The organism is Streptomyces sp. SL06 (assembly GCF_058244745.1).
Genome location: NZ_JBSYOT010000002.1, coordinates 4,976,869 through 4,992,768 on the forward strand (window position 1 = coordinate 4,976,869; position 15,900 = coordinate 4,992,768).

General features: G+C 72.9%; 9 protein-coding genes, 3 tRNA genes and 1 pseudogene. 6 read left to right on the forward strand and 7 right to left on the reverse strand.

The window, feature by feature from the left end; all coding sequences use genetic code 11:
* Positions 1–17: 17 nt before the first annotated feature.
* Positions 18–1,162, forward strand: a pseudogene (locus tag AC4IHM_RS22710) (RNA polymerase sigma factor).
* A 17-nt stretch (positions 1,163–1,179) separates the two neighbouring features.
* On the opposite strand, the gene AC4IHM_RS22715 reads toward AC4IHM_RS22710, so the two are convergent.
* From AC4IHM_RS22715 to AC4IHM_RS22730, 4 genes are all read right to left on the reverse strand, one after another.
* Positions 1,180–3,108: an ABC transporter ATP-binding protein gene (locus AC4IHM_RS22715; protein WP_490868847.1), complete on the reverse strand. Its 1,929-nt coding sequence runs from the start codon at positions 3,106–3,108 to the stop codon at positions 1,180–1,182.
* Positions 3,108–4,841, reverse strand: coding sequence for an ABC transporter ATP-binding protein (locus AC4IHM_RS22720; RefSeq protein WP_490868848.1), 1,734 nt, complete (start codon positions 4,839–4,841; stop codon positions 3,108–3,110). Before AC4IHM_RS22720 ends, AC4IHM_RS22715 begins: the two co-directional genes overlap by 1 nt.
* A 150-nt stretch (positions 4,842–4,991) precedes the next feature.
* Positions 4,992–6,446 (reverse strand): xylulokinase, encoded by a 1,455-nt coding sequence (locus tag AC4IHM_RS22725; RefSeq protein ID WP_490868849.1) that lies wholly within the window; start codon positions 6,444–6,446, stop codon positions 4,992–4,994.
* Between the two features lie 55 nt (positions 6,447–6,501).
* Complete coding sequence (locus AC4IHM_RS22730; RefSeq protein ID WP_490868850.1) at positions 6,502–6,807, reverse strand: YtxH domain-containing protein; 306 nt, start codon at positions 6,805–6,807, stop codon at positions 6,502–6,504.
* Positions 6,808–6,955: 148 nt separating this feature from the next.
* Here AC4IHM_RS22730 and AC4IHM_RS22735 point away from each other — a divergent pair.
* The 4 genes from AC4IHM_RS22735 to AC4IHM_RS22750 all read left to right on the forward strand — a co-directional run bounded on the left by AC4IHM_RS22735 (position 6,956) and on the right by AC4IHM_RS22750 (position 8,224).
* Positions 6,956–7,028, forward strand: a tRNA-Asn gene (locus tag AC4IHM_RS22735).
* A 5-nt stretch (positions 7,029–7,033) separates the two neighbouring features.
* Positions 7,034–7,106 (forward strand) — tRNA-Asn (locus tag AC4IHM_RS22740).
* Between the two features lie 199 nt (positions 7,107–7,305).
* Positions 7,306–7,382, forward strand: a tRNA-Ile gene (locus AC4IHM_RS22745).
* A 299-nt stretch (positions 7,383–7,681) separates the two neighbouring features.
* Complete coding sequence (locus AC4IHM_RS22750; RefSeq protein WP_490868851.1) at positions 7,682–8,224, forward strand: DUF1707 SHOCT-like domain-containing protein; 543 nt, start codon at positions 7,682–7,684, stop codon at positions 8,222–8,224.
* Positions 8,225–8,302: 78 nt separating this feature from the next.
* Here AC4IHM_RS22750 and AC4IHM_RS22755 read toward each other — a convergent pair whose 3' ends face one another.
* From AC4IHM_RS22755 to AC4IHM_RS22765, 3 genes are all read right to left on the reverse strand, one after another.
* On the reverse strand, positions 8,303–8,962 hold the full coding sequence (locus AC4IHM_RS22755) for an STAS domain-containing protein (RefSeq protein WP_490870904.1): 660 nt from the start codon (positions 8,960–8,962) through the stop codon (positions 8,303–8,305).
* A 222-nt stretch (positions 8,963–9,184) separates the two neighbouring features.
* Positions 9,185–10,609: a sensor histidine kinase gene (locus AC4IHM_RS22760; protein ID WP_490868852.1), complete on the reverse strand. Its 1,425-nt coding sequence runs from the start codon at positions 10,607–10,609 to the stop codon at positions 9,185–9,187.
* A 34-nt stretch (positions 10,610–10,643) separates the two neighbouring features.
* Positions 10,644–11,693, reverse strand: coding sequence for a rod shape-determining protein (locus AC4IHM_RS22765; protein ID WP_490868853.1), 1,050 nt, complete (start codon positions 11,691–11,693; stop codon positions 10,644–10,646).
* A 306-nt stretch (positions 11,694–11,999) separates the two neighbouring features.
* On the opposite strand from AC4IHM_RS22765, the gene AC4IHM_RS22770 reads away from it, so the two are divergent.
* Entirely contained in the window at positions 12,000–15,764 is a 3,765-nt protein-coding gene (locus AC4IHM_RS22770) for a S8 family serine peptidase (protein ID WP_490868854.1), read from the forward strand.
* Positions 15,765–15,900 lie beyond the last annotated feature (136 nt).

Below are 15,900 nucleotides of genomic sequence, written 5' to 3' on the forward strand. Positions count from 1 at the left end.
GAGCCGGACGGCGGCGAGTGAGCCGACTGCCCCCCCGAAGTACCGCCGCCGGCCCCCGCCGGCCGCGTCCATCCTGGAGGTCGCCCCCGTGCAGACCCAGACCCTCACCCCGACCCACACCGGTACCGGCGGCGCGGAGCCGAACACGGAGAGCGGTGCCCTCGCCGCGATCCCCCCGCGGCCCGATGCCGAGCACCACATCGAGGACCGGCCCGACGAGCCGCCGCCGCCCACCCGCACGGAGAGCGGCGGGCCCTCCTCCGACCTGTTCCGCCAGTACCTGCGGGAGATCGGCCGCATCCCGCTGCTCACCGCGGCCGAGGAGGTCGACCTCGCCCGGCGCGTGGAGGCCGGGCTGTTCGCCGAGGAGAGGCTGCGGCTCGCCCCCGACCCGGACAGCCGGCTCGCCCTCGACCTGGACCGGCTCGTCGTCATGGGCCGGGTCGCCAAGCGCCGCCTGATCGAGGCGAACCTGCGGCTCGTGGTGTCCGTCGCCAAGCGCTACGTCGGACGCGGGCTGACCATGCTCGACCTGGTCCAGGAGGGGAACCTGGGGCTGATCCGGGCCGTGGAGAAGTTCGACTACGCCCGCGGCTACAAGTTCTCCACCTACGCCACCTGGTGGATCCGCCAGGCCATGTCCCGGGCCCTGGCCGACCAGGCGCGCACCATCCGCGTCCCCGTCCACGTCGTGGAGCTGATCAACCGCGTCGTGCGCGTCCAGCGCCGCATGCTCCAGGAACGCGGCTACGAGCCGACCCCGCAGGAGGTGGCCGCCCATCTGGACCTGCCCCCCGAACGGGTCGGCGAGGTGCTGCGGCTCGCCCAGGAGCCGGTCTCCCTGCACGCCCCGGTCGGCGAGGAGGACGAGGTGGCCCTCGGTGACCTGATCGAGGACGGCGACGCCGCGAGCCCCGTCGAGTCCGCCGCGTTCCTGCTGCTGCGCGAGCACCTGGAGGCGGTGCTCTCCACCCTCGGCGAACGCGAGCGCAAGGTCGTCCAGCTCCGCTACGGACTGGCCGACGGGCACCCACGGACGCTGGAGGAGATCGGCCGCATCTTCGGCGTCACCCGGGAGCGCATCCGCCAGATCGAGTCCAAGACCCTCAACAAACTCCGCGACCACGCCTTCGCGGACCAGCTGAGGGGCTATCTGGAGTAGCCGGCCGGCGCCCGCCCTCAGTCCACCTCGGCCACGGCCTGCGTGAACTGCGCCTTGTACAACCGCGCATAGGCCCCGTCCGCCGCCAACAGCTCCGTATGCGCCCCCTGCTCCACGATCGCGCCGTTCTCCATCACCAGGATCGTGTCCGCGTCCCGGATCGTCGACAGCCGGTGCGCGATCACGAACAACGTCCGCCCGTGCGCCAGTTTGGCCATCGCCTTCTGGATCAGCACCTCGGTACGGGTGTCCACGGACAACGTCGCCTCGTCCAGCACCAGGATCACCGGGTCGGACAGGAAGGCCCGCGCGATGGTGACGAGCTGCTTCTCACCGGCGCTCACCCCTGTGCCCTCGTCGTCGATCACGGTGTCGTAGCCGTCGGGCAGCGTCCGCACGAACCGGTCGGCGTGCGCGGCCCGCGCCGCCTCCTCGATCTCGCCCCGGGTGACCTTCCGCGCCGCCCCGTACGCGATGTTCTCCGCGATGGTGCCGCCGAACAGCCAGGTGTCCTGGAGCACCATGCCGATGCCGGCCCGCAGCTCGTCCCGGGACATCTTCGCTATGTCCACGCCGTCCAGGGTGATCCGCCCGCCGGACACCTCGTAGAACCGCATCAGCAGGTTGACCAGCGTGGTCTTGCCGGCGCCCGTCGGTCCGACGATGGCGACCGTCTGTCCGGGCTCGACCTTGAGCGACAGGTCCTCGATGAGCGGCTTGTCGGGGTCGTAGCGGAACGACACGTGCTCCAGCTCCACCCGCCCCCGCAGCTCCTCGGGCCGCACACCGGGGATCGGGTCCGCCGACTGCTCCTCGGCGTCCAGCAGCTCGAAGACCCGCTCCGCCGACGCCACGCCCGACTGCACGAGGTTCGCCATCGACGCGACCTGCGTCAGCGGCATCGAGAACTGCCGGGAGTACTGGATGAACGCCTGCACGTCACCGATGGACAGCGAACCGGAGGCGACCCGCAGGCCGCCCACCACGGCGACCAGCACATAGTTCAGGTTGGACACGAACATCATCAGCGGCTGCATGATCCCGCTGTTGAACTGCGCCTTGAACCCGGCCTCGTACAGCGCCTCGTTCTGCTCGGCGAACTGCTTCGCCGACTCCTCCTGGCGGCCGAACACCTTCACCAGCGCGTGCCCGGTGTACATCTCCTCGATGTGCGCGTTCAGCTGCCCCGTGGAGCGCCACTGCTGCACGAACTGCGGCTGCGAGCGCTTGCCGACACGCGTGGCCACCACGAACGACAGCGGCACGGTCACCAGCGCGACCAGCGCCAGGATCCAGGAGACGTAGAACATCATCGCCAGTACGCCGATGATGGTGAGCAGCGAGTTGATCAGCTGGCCCATCGACTGCTGGAGCGTCTGCCCGATGTTGTCGATGTCGTTGGTGGCCCGGCTCAGCACCTCGCCGCGCTGCCGCTTGTCGAAGTACGACAGCGGCAGCCGCGACAGCTTCGTCTGCACGTCCTCGCGCAGCCGGAACATCGTCCGGTTGACCGCCCGGTTCACCAGCCGGGTGGCCACCGCCATCAGCAGCCCGGCGACGGCGAACGCGGCCAGCGCGAGCAGCAGCACCTCGCCCACGGCGGTGAAGTCGATGCCCCGGCCCGGGGTGAAGTCCGTGCTGCGGAGCATGTCGGCGACCTTGCCGTCACCGCGCTCCCGCATGGAGTCGAGCACCTGTTCCTTGGTGGCCCCGGACGGCATGTCCCGGCCGACGATGCCCGCGAAGACCAGGTCGGTGGCCCGGCCGAGGATCTTCGGCCCGACCACATTGAGGCCGACGCTGACGACCACGCATCCCAGCAGTGTGAGGAGGGTCGCCCGCTCCGGCCGGAACTGGCCGATGAGCCGTTTGCTCGACCCCTTGAAGTCCATTGAACGCTGGTCGGGACCGGACCCGGCCATCATGCGACCCGCAGGCCCGGCCATCAGGCGGCCTCCGCTTCCGTCAGCTGGGAGAGCACGATCTCCCGGTAGGTCTCGTTGTCCGCCATCAGCTCGTGGTGCCGGCCCATGCCGACCACCCGCCCCCCGTCCAGCACGATGATCCGGTCCGCGTCCCGGATGGTCGACACCCGCTGCGCCACGATCACCACGGTCGCCTCGGCCGTCTCCCGGCCCAGCTCGGCACGGAGCGCGGCGTCCGTGGCGTAGTCCAGGGCGGAGAAGGAGTCGTCGAAGAGGTAGATCTCGGGGCGCTGGACCAGCGTCCGGGCGATGGCGAGCCGCTGGCGCTGACCGCCCGACACATTGGTGCCGCCCTGCGCGATCGGCGCGTCGAGCCCGCCCTCCAGCTCGCCGACGAACTCCTTGGCCTGCGCCACCTCCAGCGCGTGCCACAGCTCCTCGTCCGTGGCGTCCGGATTGCCGTAGCGCAGATTGGTCGCGACGGTGCCCGCGAACAGATACGGCTTCTGCGGCACCAGGCTCACGACCCGGGCCAGCACCTTCGGGTCGACGGTCCGTACGTCCACCCCGTCGACCAGCACCTGGCCGTCGGTGGCGTCGAAGAGCCGGGGGACCAGCCCGAGCAGGGTCGACTTGCCGCTGCCGGTCGAGCCGATGACGGCGGTCGTCTCGCCCGGCCTGGCGACCACGTCGATGTTCCTCAGCACCGGCTCCTCGGCACCGGGGTAGCAGAAGCCCGCCCCCCGGATCTCCAGATGCCCGTGCCGGCGCAGCTCGGTGACCGGCGCGACCGGCGGCACCACGCTGCTCTCGGTGTCCAGGACCTCCTGGATGCGCTCGGCGCACACCTCGGCGCGCGGCACCATCATGAACATGAAGGTGGCCATCATCACGGACATGACGATCTGCATCAGATAGGCGAGGAACGCGGTCAGGTCGCCGATCTGCATCCCGCCGCTGTTGATGCGGTGGGCGCCGAACCACACCACCGCGATCGACGACAGGTTCACCACCGTCATGACCACCGGGAACATCAGCGCGAGCAGGTTGCCGGTGCCGAGGGCCACCTCCGTGAGATCGGAGTTGGCCCTGCGGAAGCGCTGCTGCTCGTAGTCGTCGCGCACGAAGGCGCGGATGACGCGGTTGCCGGTGATCTGCTCGCGCAGCACCCGGTTGACCGTGTCGAGGCGCACCTGCATGGCCCGGAACAGCGGCCGCAGCTTCCGCACGATCAGCGTGACGCAGACCGCCAGCACGGGCACCACCGCGACCAGCACCCCGGACAGCGGCACGTCCAGGCCGAGCGCCATCACGATGCCGCCGACACACATGATCGGCGCCGACACCATCAGGGTGAACGTCATCAGGGCCAGCATCTGGACCTGCTGCACGTCGTTCGTCGTCCGGGTGATCAGCGAGGGCGCGCCGAAGCCGCCCAGCTCGCGCGCCGAGAAGGACTGCACCCGGTCGAAGACGGCACCCCGCACGTCCCGGCCCAGGGCCGCCGCCGTGCGCGCGCCGAAGTAGACGGCACCGATGTTGCACACCACCTGGACCAGCGAGATGCCGATCATCAGGGCGCCGTAGCTCAGGATGTAGCCGGAGTCGCCCTTGACGACACCCTCGTCGATGATGTGCGCGTTCAGGGTCGGCAGATAGAGGGAGGCACAGGTCTGGAGGAGCTGGAGTGCCATGAGCAGGGCGATGGGTTTTTGATAGGGCCTGAGATAGGCCCGCAGGAGTCGTATGAGCACACTGGATCTCTCGGAGTCGGCGACGGGAGCGGTTGGTTGCCCCTGGCCCCTATCGTCGGGCACTGCCCCCGCGTTACCTCAACCGATTAACCCGACGGCGCGGCGCTTGCGGCCGTACGGGCGGTACGGGGCCGCCGCCGGTCACTCGTGTCACGTGCGCAGGGCGCCCGGGTGCGTCTGCTCGCGCACCGACACGAACTGCTGGCGCACGGCCTGCCCCACCGCCAGCTCCTCGCCCGGGTCCAGCACCTGCGCGACCGCGCCCTGCCACACGGGCGGGGTGCGCGGGTCCAGCGTGCCCTGGGAGGCGCCGAGCGCCCAGGCGGCCTGCCGGGCGGAGCCGATCGCGGCGTAGTCCGCCGGCTGCGGTACGACGACGCGCGTGCCGAACAGCGCGGGCGCCGCCGCCTGCACGGCCGGCAGCTCGGCAGCCGCGCCCAGCAGGAAGACCCGCCGCACGTCCACGCCCCGGCCGCGCAGCACGTCGAGGGCGTCGGCCAGACCGCACAGCATGCCCTCGAACGCGGCCCGCGCCAGATGCTCCGGGCGCATCGACTCGCGTCTGAGACCGGCCAGTGTGCCGGCGGTGTGCGGCAGGTTCGGCGTGCGCTCGCCCTCCAGGTAGGGGAGCAGCACCAGCCCGTGCGAGCCGGGCGTCGACTTCATCGCCAGCTCGGACAGGCTCTCCAGGTCCGGCAGGCCGAGCAGCTCGGCGGCGCCCCGCAGAGTCCGTACGGCGTTCAGGGTGGTGACGACGGGCAGGTGCATGCCGGTGGCGTCGGCCAGGGCGGTGATCATCCCGGACTGGTCGACGAGCGGTTCGTTGTGCACGGCCATCACGGACCCGGACGCGCCCAGCGAGACCACCGCGTCGCCGAGGCCGATGCCGAGCCCGAAGGCGGCGGCCTGGGTCTCGCCGGTCCCGGCGGAGATCAGCAGCCCCTCCGGCGTCGTACCGGCCGCGTCGGCCGGGCCGATCACCTCCGGCAGCATCACCTGGTGCCCGAGGGCCAGCTCCACCAGGTCGGGCCGGTACCCGCCGGTCGCCGCCGACCAGTAGCCGGTCCCGGACGCGCCGCCCCGGTCGGTGGTCCGCCTGACCGGCCGCCCGAGCAACTGCCACACCAGCCAGTCGTGGGCCTGGAGGAGTACGGCGGTCCGCGCGGCGGCCTCGGGTTCGCTGCGGGCCAGCCAGCGCAGCTTGGTCACCGGCTGGGCGGCCTGCGGCACCGAGCCCACGGCCTGCGCCCACGCCTCGCGCCCGCCCAGCGCGTCGATGAGATCGGCCGCCGCCACCTGGGCCCGCTTGTCGCCGCCGACCATCGCCGGGCGCACGGTGTTGCCCTGCGCGTCCAGCGGCACGACGGAGTTCGCCTGCGCCGAGACGCCGATGGCCTGCACGCCCTCAAGCAGCCCGCCGCCGGCGGCCTCCCCGAGCGAGAGCAGCCAGGCCTGCGGATCGACGTCCGAGGGACGGCCCCCGCGCTCGCGGCTCTCCAGCGGGTGCGGCGCGTAGCCCTGGCGCAGCACGGCACCGGTGTCCGAATCGCAGACGACGATACGAGTGAAATCGGGCGAACTGTCCAACCCGGCGACTATCCCCATGCCCAAAATTCTGCCGTACCGGGAGAGGTGTCCGTACCCGGCGGGGGCACGAGCCTCACGTGTTGCTGGTGCCCCAGTCGTCGGGACCGCTGCCGTTCGCACTGCGTTCACGCAGGGAGCGGACCCGCTGGGCCACCGATTCGGGCATCCGGTCCCCGACCTTGTCGCTCACGACGTGGTACGCCTTGTCGGCGAAGTACCTGCCCTGCTGGGCGGCGGACTCGGCGGTGTTGCGCACCGCGGGGTTCTGCGCGATCTGCCGCGCGGACTTCCGCAACTGCTCGTATCGCTCGCGCCCGGCCTTCGTGCCGAGCACGTAACCCACCGCTAGTCCGAGGGCGAACGTGAGCCGGTAACGCATGACGGCCACCTTTCCTTCACTGGCTTCGAGGTGCCGGGGAGTACCGATTGGCGGAGCACCCCCCTGCTTGCGCTAATGTATGTGTCGCAGCGAGCGCGCGCCCTCTGGCGGATACCCAGGCAGGCGCGTTCGATGCGATACGAGACCTTCCTCGGTAGCTCAATTGGCAGAGCAGCCGGCTGTTAACCGGCAGGTTACTGGTTCGAGTCCAGTCCGGGGAGCTCGGTCCTCCGTAGCTCAATTGGCAGAGCAGCCGGCTGTTAACCGGCAGGTTACTGGTTCGAGTCCAGTCGGGGGAGCATCGTGAACGAGGACCCCGCGGGGTCCTTTTTCATGTCCGGTTTCATGGCCCCGGAACTCCCGGGAACCACGCGGCACGCCGCGGAGTCCTCATGGTCGTGAAGGCAGCCGTGGAAGCCGACCATCCGAGGCAGGAGATCGTATGAGCGGCTATGCTGCGGCAGACGGCGCGCACACATGTACGCGACACGCCGCTATGGGGCGGTAGCTCAGCCGGTTAGAGCAGCGGACTCATAATCCGCCGGCCGTGGGTTCGAGTCCCACCCGCCCCACCAGGCGCTACGCGGGCAGAATCGATCTGACCTGCGGTTCTGTAACCTGATGGCCCGTCACTCAAACGGTGGCGGGTCACCTGTCACCCGTATACCAAACCAGTGGGACAGCAGCGCCCGCACGCCGCCTTCGGGCATGCCTTCGATCGAGGCTCCGCGGAGCGGCACCGCGAGGCCGCGTCGGCTGTCGTCCGGGCCCCGGGCGGTCGTGATCGGCAGTAGAACGACGGAGCGACGGGTCCTTCGAAGCGGTGACTGTCCACTGAACGGACGTGAGGACCGTACGGCAGTACGGTGAAACGGTGACCTCCTCACCGGAAGACTCGGCGCCGTCGATCGGCGAAGACGACCGCGATACGGCCGTGCGGCGCGTGCGGGAGGCGTACGTCGAAGGGCTCGTCTCGTACGAGGAGTTGGACGAACGCCTCCACCAGGTGTTCACCGCCGAGGCGCACAGCGAACTCGTGTCGGCTCTGGCCTCGCTCCCGGCGGAGCACCCGGGCGTCACGTCGACGATCGCGGCCGCCGGCGGACGGATCCAGCGGCGAGGCGCATGGCGGGTACCTCGGATCCTCAAGGTCGAGTCCGCTTACGGAAGGGTGCGGCTGGATCTGTCCCGGGCGGTCATCGGTCATCCGGTCGTCGACATCGAGCTGCGGCTCGGGACCGGCGGGGCCAGGATCGTGGTGCCTCGCGACGCGGTCGTCGACGTCGAGGGTTTGCGCACCGAGTGGAAGGACCTGCGCTACAGGGTCCCGCGGCGGTCCCGCCCCGGCGGGCCGACGATCCGGATCTTCGGGACCATGGGGTTCGGGCGGCTGAGGGTTCGCCATGCCCGGTGTTGACGGCGGACGGTGGCGGTCTTCCCGCGGTGGTCGGCACCCGGGGGCGAGCGGGTGACGCGACTTCTCTCGGGTGGGGTGCTAGCGGTCGGCTCGGTCGGGTTGTTCTCGGTGTCCGAGTCGGGACAGTGCTGTGCGCAGGGCCGTGCGTACCTCGGCCGGTGGGGGTGGGCCGTCGGTTCCGGCGCTGGCGGTGACCGCCGCGGCGACCGTGTGCAGCTTTGTGTTGGACAGCTGGGAGGCCTCCCGCAGGATGTGCCACGCCTCGTCCGACGTGCAGGCGTGCAGCGCCATGAGCACGCCCCGCGCCTGGTCGATGACGGGGCGGGAGGCGATCGCCCGGCGCAGTTGGGCCACTTCCTCCTGGAGGACGTGCAGCCGCTCGGCGGAGGGCGTGGTGCGCAGGGGGTCGGTGGTGTCCAGGCCGGCCAGCTCCAGGGCCCGCAGCGGCTGACCGTGCCAGTTCGTCGCGGTCACCGGTACCGACCGGCGGTGACCGTAGCCCCGTAACCGGTCCAGGAACCGCAGGCCGGCCGTGTCCATGAACACCACGTGGCCCATGTCCAGGTCGACCCGGCCGACGTTGGCCGGCAGCGCGGCCAGGGCCTTGGCCAGGATCTCCACGCATCCGTGGACCAGTTCTCCCCGCGGGACGAGCAGGGCCCGGCCGGCGTCCACCCGGCCGTCGATGGCCAGGGCGACCGGCTCACCCGCCGGACGTGGTGGTGCCGCTGGGGTCATGTCACCGCCCTGTCCGTCCATGTCGGTTCCTGACAGACGTATCGCAACCTCGCGCAGCACTGGTCGGCCGTCGGATCGACCGGCGCCGGATCCCGGAGCGCGATGGTCCGGCTGCGCTGTCGGTGCACCTGCCCGCCGCGGGACGGACTACACCCGGGGGAGGGGAATGACCGGCCCACGGCTGGGTAAAGGCGGGGCCCGACAGGTTCCGCTCCCGCGTGCTCACAGCGGCGACCACCACGTGAACCGCGTTCCCCGGCCGTCACCCCCGTCGGTCTCGCCGTCGTCGACGACCGTCAGCCGTACCCCGGACCGGCCGTCCGGTGAGGCGGCGGTCGCGTCCACGGCGACCTCGACGCGGGAGACGCCCGGCCGGCGGCCCGCGTCGGCCAGGGCGGGGCGCAGGGCGGTGACGAGCAGGTCGGCGACCCGGTCCGGTACGCGCGTGTCGACGGCGCCCGTGAACTGCGTGGACGGCGGGAAGCCGAGCCGGGCGGCGGCGGACGCGGTCTCGCGCAGCACCCGGCCGCGCAGTCCGGTCGGCGGGTCGGCCGGGGGCTGCTGGAGCGCGAAGATCGCCGTACGCACCTCCTGGACCGTGGAGCGCAGCTCGTCCACCGCCCGCACGAGGATGTCGCGGACATCGTCGGCGCCGGGCCGGCGCTGCGTGGACTCCAGCATCATGCCGGTGGCGAACAGCCGTTGGACCACGAGGTCGTGCAGGTCACGGGCGATACGGTCGCGGTCCTCGTAGACCGCGAGGCGCTCCCGGCCGCGCCGGGCGTCGGCGAGGACGAGGGCGAGGGCGGCCTGCGAGGCGAACTGCGTCGCGAGCAGCCGTTCCACGTCCGTGTACGGGCGCTCGCCGCGCCCGCGCGGCAGGGCGAGGGTGCCGATCAGCCGGCCGCTCGCCTGGAGGGGCAGCATCATGCTCGGTCCGAACCGGTGCCGCACATGCGTCGTCATCCTCGGATCGGTCGCCGAGTCCGCGATGAACACCGGTTCTCCGCCGAGGAGTTGCTTCAGTACGGGGCTGCCGGGCGCGATGGTCGCGCCGACGATGCCGTCCGGGTCGTCGCGCGTCGAGGCGGTCACGATCTCCATGCCGCCCTCGGGCGTCGGGTGGAGGATCACCCCCGCGGCGGCGTCGGCGAGCAGCCGGGCCCGTTCCGCGACCGTGGTCAGCGCGTCGTCGGCGCCCTCCTCGGTGAGCAGCGCGGTGGTGACGGCCGCCGCGCCCTCGATCCAGCGTTCGCGCTGCCGGGCCGTCTCGTACAGCCGGGAGTTGCCGATCGCGATACCGGCCTGCGCCGCCAGGACCCGCAGCAGTTGCTCGTCCTCGGCCGTGAACGGGCCGGCGCCGGGCCGCCCGGCCAGCCGCAGTTCGCCGAAGTCCACGCCGTGCACGTGGATCGGCACCCGCAGCCGGGGCGCCGTCCGCGGCACGCGGTCGGGGCCCGGGGTGCGGATCCCGGTGAGGCCGTCCAGGGCGGGGTCGGTGACGGCCAGGGCCGCCCGCTCGGCGCCGGTCAGTTCGGCGGCGCCGTCCACGAGGTGCTGGAGGATGCTGCGCAGGTCGAGGTCGGTGCCGACGCCCAGGACGGCGTCGAGGAGACGGGGCAGTCGGGGCGCGGGCTGCGCGGACATTCCGTGCGGCTTCCTCGGGCTCCGCGGCCGTGGATCAGCCGGCCGACGTCGGGTGCAGCGTGAGGGGCTCGACCCGGCCCTCCAGCATGCTGCCGAGGCCCTGGACCGCGCACATGTCCGGCCGCTCCGCGATGTGCACCGGCATCCCGGTGGCCTCCCGCAGCATCTGGTCGAAGCCCGGCAGCAGCGCGCTCCCGCCGACCATCATGATCCCCCGGTCGGCGAGGTCCGCCACCAGGTCGGGCGGGCAGTCCCGCAGCACCTTGCCGATCCCGTCGAGCACGGCGGTCAGCGGCGTCTGGATGGCGTTGCGCACGGCGGCGGTGTCGACCCGCACGCTGCGCACCAGTCCGGTCGCCACGTCCCGTCCGTGGATCTCGGTGGACGCCGGACCCTGTGAGGTCAGCCCGTTGCCGGACAGGGCGAGTTGCAGCGGGCGTACGGACTGGCTGGGCAGGATCAGCTCGTGCTGGTGGCGCAGGAGCTGCACGATCGCGTGGTCGACCGCCTCGCCGCCGACCGGGACGCGCTCGGCGGTCACGATCGAGCCGAGGGAGAGCACCGCGACCTGCGTGGCGTGCGCCCCGCACACCATGATCATGGTCGCCTCGGGCTGCTCCACGGGCAGTCCGCAGCCGACCGCGGCGGCGATCAGCGTGTCGACGAGTTCCACGCGGCGCGCGCCCAGCCCGACCAGCGTCTCGATCGCCGCCCGCCGGGCCAGCGGATCCGCGTCGTGCGGGGTGCAGGCGGCGGCCCGCAGCCGGGGCTTGCGGCGCAGGGCGCGGCGGACCTTGTCGCCGAGCAGGTGCCGCAGCATGCGCTGGGCCATCTCGATGTCGACGACCGTGCCGCCGGAGACGGGGCGTACGACACGGATGTAGGCGGGGGTGCGGCCGGTCATCTTCTCCGCGAACTCGCCGACCGCGATGAGCGCGCCGGTGCGGGTGTTCACCGCGGCGGCGGACGGCTGGTCGACGACGATCCCGGCGCCCTTGACGTACACCCGGGTCCGCGCGGCCCCCAGATCGACGGCGAAGTGGCAGCGGCGCAGTTGCTCCAGACTGGCGGTGCTGACGGTCATGGCAGATCCTCCCGAGAGCGCGGACCGTGCGGGCCGCCCGGTGGGGGGCCTCCCAGGCATCGTGCGCGCGGCCGGCGACGGGCGCCCGCTGGAGGGGGCCGGGCGGGGGGCCGCTGAATGGGGGGAGGCGTGGGCATGTTCCGGCCGCGCGTCGCGTTTGACGGGGGCGTCCGCCGGACGTCCCTGGCGGGAAGCCGCCGGGGCGTCAAACCGCCAAGTCTTGCCAACTCCCGTGCCCCACAGGTCTCCTGAGACTTCTCACCGCACTCGTCCCGGCACTCCGCGACGACCCGAAGAGAGGCGTGGATGAGCACAGGACCAGTCCGGCGCGGGGCGGCCCTCCTGTCGGCGGGGCTCGTGATCGCGCTACTGCCGACGGCGACGGCGACGGCGACGGCGACAGCGGCGGCACAGGAGCCACCCTCGGACCCGGCGTGCGCGGTGGCCTCGGTGCCCCGCGCCGCCGAGCCCCCGACCCCGGCGTGCGCCCCAGCCACCGTGGCCCGCGCCGCCCCGGTCCCGGCCCCCGCCCGGACCGCCCAGGGCGCGGCACCCGCCGCCGCGGCCGACGCCCGTACCGTCACCCTCGTCACCGGTGACCGGGTGACCGTCACCGAACTCGGCGGCGGCAGGAAGACCGTCGCGGTCGAGCGGCCCGAGGGTGCCGCCGGTGCCGTGCGCACCCTCAGTGCCGGCGGGCGGACCACCGTCGTGCCCGACGAGGCCCTGCCGTATCTGCGCGACGGCGCACTCGACGCACGGCTCTTCGATGTCGGGGAGTTGCTCGACCAGGGGCTCGCGGACGCGCAGAGCGGCGAGCTGCCGCTGATCGTGACCTACCAGGAGGGCGCGCGGGCCGTCGCCCCGAGGGGGACCGAGCGGACCCGGGCGCTGCCCAGCGTGCGCGGGGCCGCCGTCGAGGCCGGCAAGGGGCGTGCTTTCTGGCGGGAGTTCACGCGGCCCGGGGCCGGCATCGACGGCGTGTGGCTCGACGGGCGGGTCACCGCGGCCATGGCCGAGTCCAACGCGCAGATCGGCACGCCCGGGGCCTGGCAGGCCGGGCTGACCGGCAAGGGCGTCACGGTGGCCGTGCTGGACAGCGGCGTGGACGCCGGCCATCCCGACCTCGCCGGACGGATCGCCGAGAGCCGGAGCTTCGTCGCGGGGCAGGAGGTCGCCGACCGCAACGGACACGGCACGCACGTCGCCTCCACGCTCGGGGGCAGCGGTGCCGCCTCCGACGGCGCGGAGAAGGGCGTCGCGCCCGGCGCCACGCTCGCGGTGGGCAAGGTCCTGGACGACTCGGGCTCGGGCAGCGAGTCGGAGATCATCGCCGGCATGGAGTGGGCCGCCCGGGACGTGGGCGCCGACATCGTCTCCATGAGCCTCGGCTCGACCGAACCCAGCGACGGCACCGACCCGATGGCCCAGGCCGTCGACACCCTGTCCCGCGAGACCGGCGCCCTGTTCGTCGTCGCGGCCGGCAACACCGGCACCCCCTCCTCCATCGGCTCGCCCGGCGCGGCCGACGCCGCCCTGACCGTGGGGGCCGTCGACGCCGCCGACCGGGCCGCCTACTTCACCAGCGCCGGACCCCGTTACGGCGACAGCGCGCTCAAGCCCGACCTGTCCGCCCCCGGCGTCGACATCCTCGCCGCCCGCTCCCGGCTCACCGAGGGCGCCGGCGACTACACGTCCATGAGCGGTACGTCGATGGCGGCGCCGCACGTCGCCGGGGCGGCCGCCCTGCTCGCCGAGGCGCACCCCGACTGGACCGGCGCGCGGCTCAAGGACGCGCTGATGTCCACGTCGCGGGAACTCGACGCCTCCGCCTACCTGTTGGGCGCGGGACGGGTCAGCGTGCCGGACGCGGTCGGCGCCGAGGTCACGGCCACCGGAAGCGCCGACCTCGGCCACTATTCCTGGCCCTACGCGGACAACGAGCCGGTCACCAGGACCGTCACCTACGCCAACTCCTCCGGCCGGGACATCGAGTTGAGGCTGTCCGTGCGGGGCGCGCCCGAGGGCGTCGCCACCCTCGCCGACACCGCCCTCACCGTGCCCGCGCACGGCAGCGCCTCGACCACCGTCACCGGGGACGGCGCCAGGGCCCCGGTCGGCACGACGAGCGGCCGGATCGTGGCGTCGGACGCCGACGGCACGCCCGTAGCGCACACCGTGTTCGGGCTGGTCAAGGAGGACGAGCGGTACACGCTCACCGTCCACGTCAAGGACCGCGCCGGTGCCGCCGCCCCGGCCGACCTGGTCGTCCAGCACCTGGCCGAGGGCACCGACCCCGTCCCCGCGCACGTCGGCGACTCGGGCACCCTGACGCTGCGGCTCGCGCCGGGCACGTACAGCCTCACGTCCTTCCTCGACGTGCGCGGCAGCCACGGGGCCGACTCGCTCGGGCTCGGCTTCCTCGCGGCGCCCGAGGTCGTCGTCGACCGGGACCGCGAAGTCACCCTCGACGGCCGGGAACTGCGCGAGATCAGCGCCGATGTCCCGAGGCGCACCGAGACCCGGCAGCTCCTCATGGAGTACGACCGCGCCGCGCACGGCGCCGACCTGTTCGGCGCCGTCCAGGTCCCCCTGGTGTACGACAGCGTGTTCGCCGCGCCCACCGGCAAGGTCACCGAGGGCGACTTCGAGTACCGGACCGTGTGGCGGCTGGCCAGGCCGCTGCTGGAGGTGAAGGGGATCGGCGAGGCCGTCGTCCAGTCGGGCGGCACCCTGCTGGAGGGCCGGCACCGGCTGCCGCTGGCCGATGCCGGGGACGGCCCCTTCCCGGACGGCGTACGGGGCGGGGCGGCCCTCGCCCGCCTCACCGGCGGCACCGAACCGGCCGACCTCGCTCGGGCCGCCCAGGACGCGGGCGTCAGGGCGCTGTTCGTGACCGACGACGCCCCCGGACGGCTGACGGCCTGGTGGGGCACGGACGACAACGCCGACCGGCCGCTGCAGATCGCCACGGTCGACGCGGCCGACGCCCGGCGGCTGCGGGAGGCCGGACGGGTCGACATGACCGGCACCCGCAACACGCCGTATGTGTACGACCTGTCCGAGGGCCACCGCGGTGCCGTGCCCGACCGGGACCTCACCTACGAGCCGGGGCGCGGCGACCTCGCCGTGCTGCGGACGAGGTACCACGCCGCAGCGCCGGCGGGCGGGAGCGAGTTCCGGTACTCGATCACCGGCACCTTCCCGATCGGGCTCGGCTTCCGCGAGCGGGTCGACCACCCCGTCGAGCGCACCGAGTACGTGTCCACCGGGCCGGGCCAGCTGTGGCACGAGTCCGTGACGGCCGCCGGTGAGGCGCTGGAGGAGCGCGGCGGCCTGGTCCGGTACCGGGGCGGGACGCGCGGGGAGCTGAACTGGTTCAGGCCGGTCTGGCACCCGTATCTCGGCACCGGACTCGACGGCGGGCAGCAACGCGCGGGCGACCGGCTCCAGTTCAACGCCCCGGGCTGGGGCGACTCGGGACCCGACCACACCGGGTTCGGCGATGTGTGGAGCGAGGACAGCGGCATGTCGCAGACCACCTCGGTGTACCTGGACGGCGAACCGCTTGCCCAGGGACCGGGTTCCACCGCGTACGTGAACGGCGCGCCCGCCGACGAGCACACCTACCGGCTCGTCACCGACACCGCGCTCGACGCCGGCCGCTGGCCGTCGGCGACCGAGGGGCACGCGGAGTGGACCTTCCGGTCGGCGGCCACACCGGCGGACCGCTGGACCTCCCTGCCGCTGATCAACCTCTCCTTCGACATCGCCACCGACCTGGCGGGCGAGGTGCCCGGCGGCGGGAGGCTGCGGATCGGGCTCGGCGCGGAGTACGTGGCGGGTGCCGCCGGCACCGGGACGATCGGCGGCGGCACGCTGGAGGTGTCGTACGACGACGGAGGATCCTGGCGGCGGGTCCCGCTGCGCGGCGGGGGCGCGGCGGCCTCCTGGCACGGGACGCTGGACGTGCCCCGCGACGCCGGGCACGTCTCGCTCAGGGCCTCGGCGCGCGACGACCGGGGCGGCTCGGTCGGGCAGGAGATCGTGCGGGCCGTGGCCGTGCGGTAGAGCGCGCCGGGGCACGCGGACGGCGCCGCCTCCCTGGGACGGGGAGGCGGCGCCGCCGGGTTTCTCGGACCGTCAGACCAGCCAGCCGACGAAGTGGACGAGGCCGGCGAGGATGTCGGTGAGAATGTTCATGATC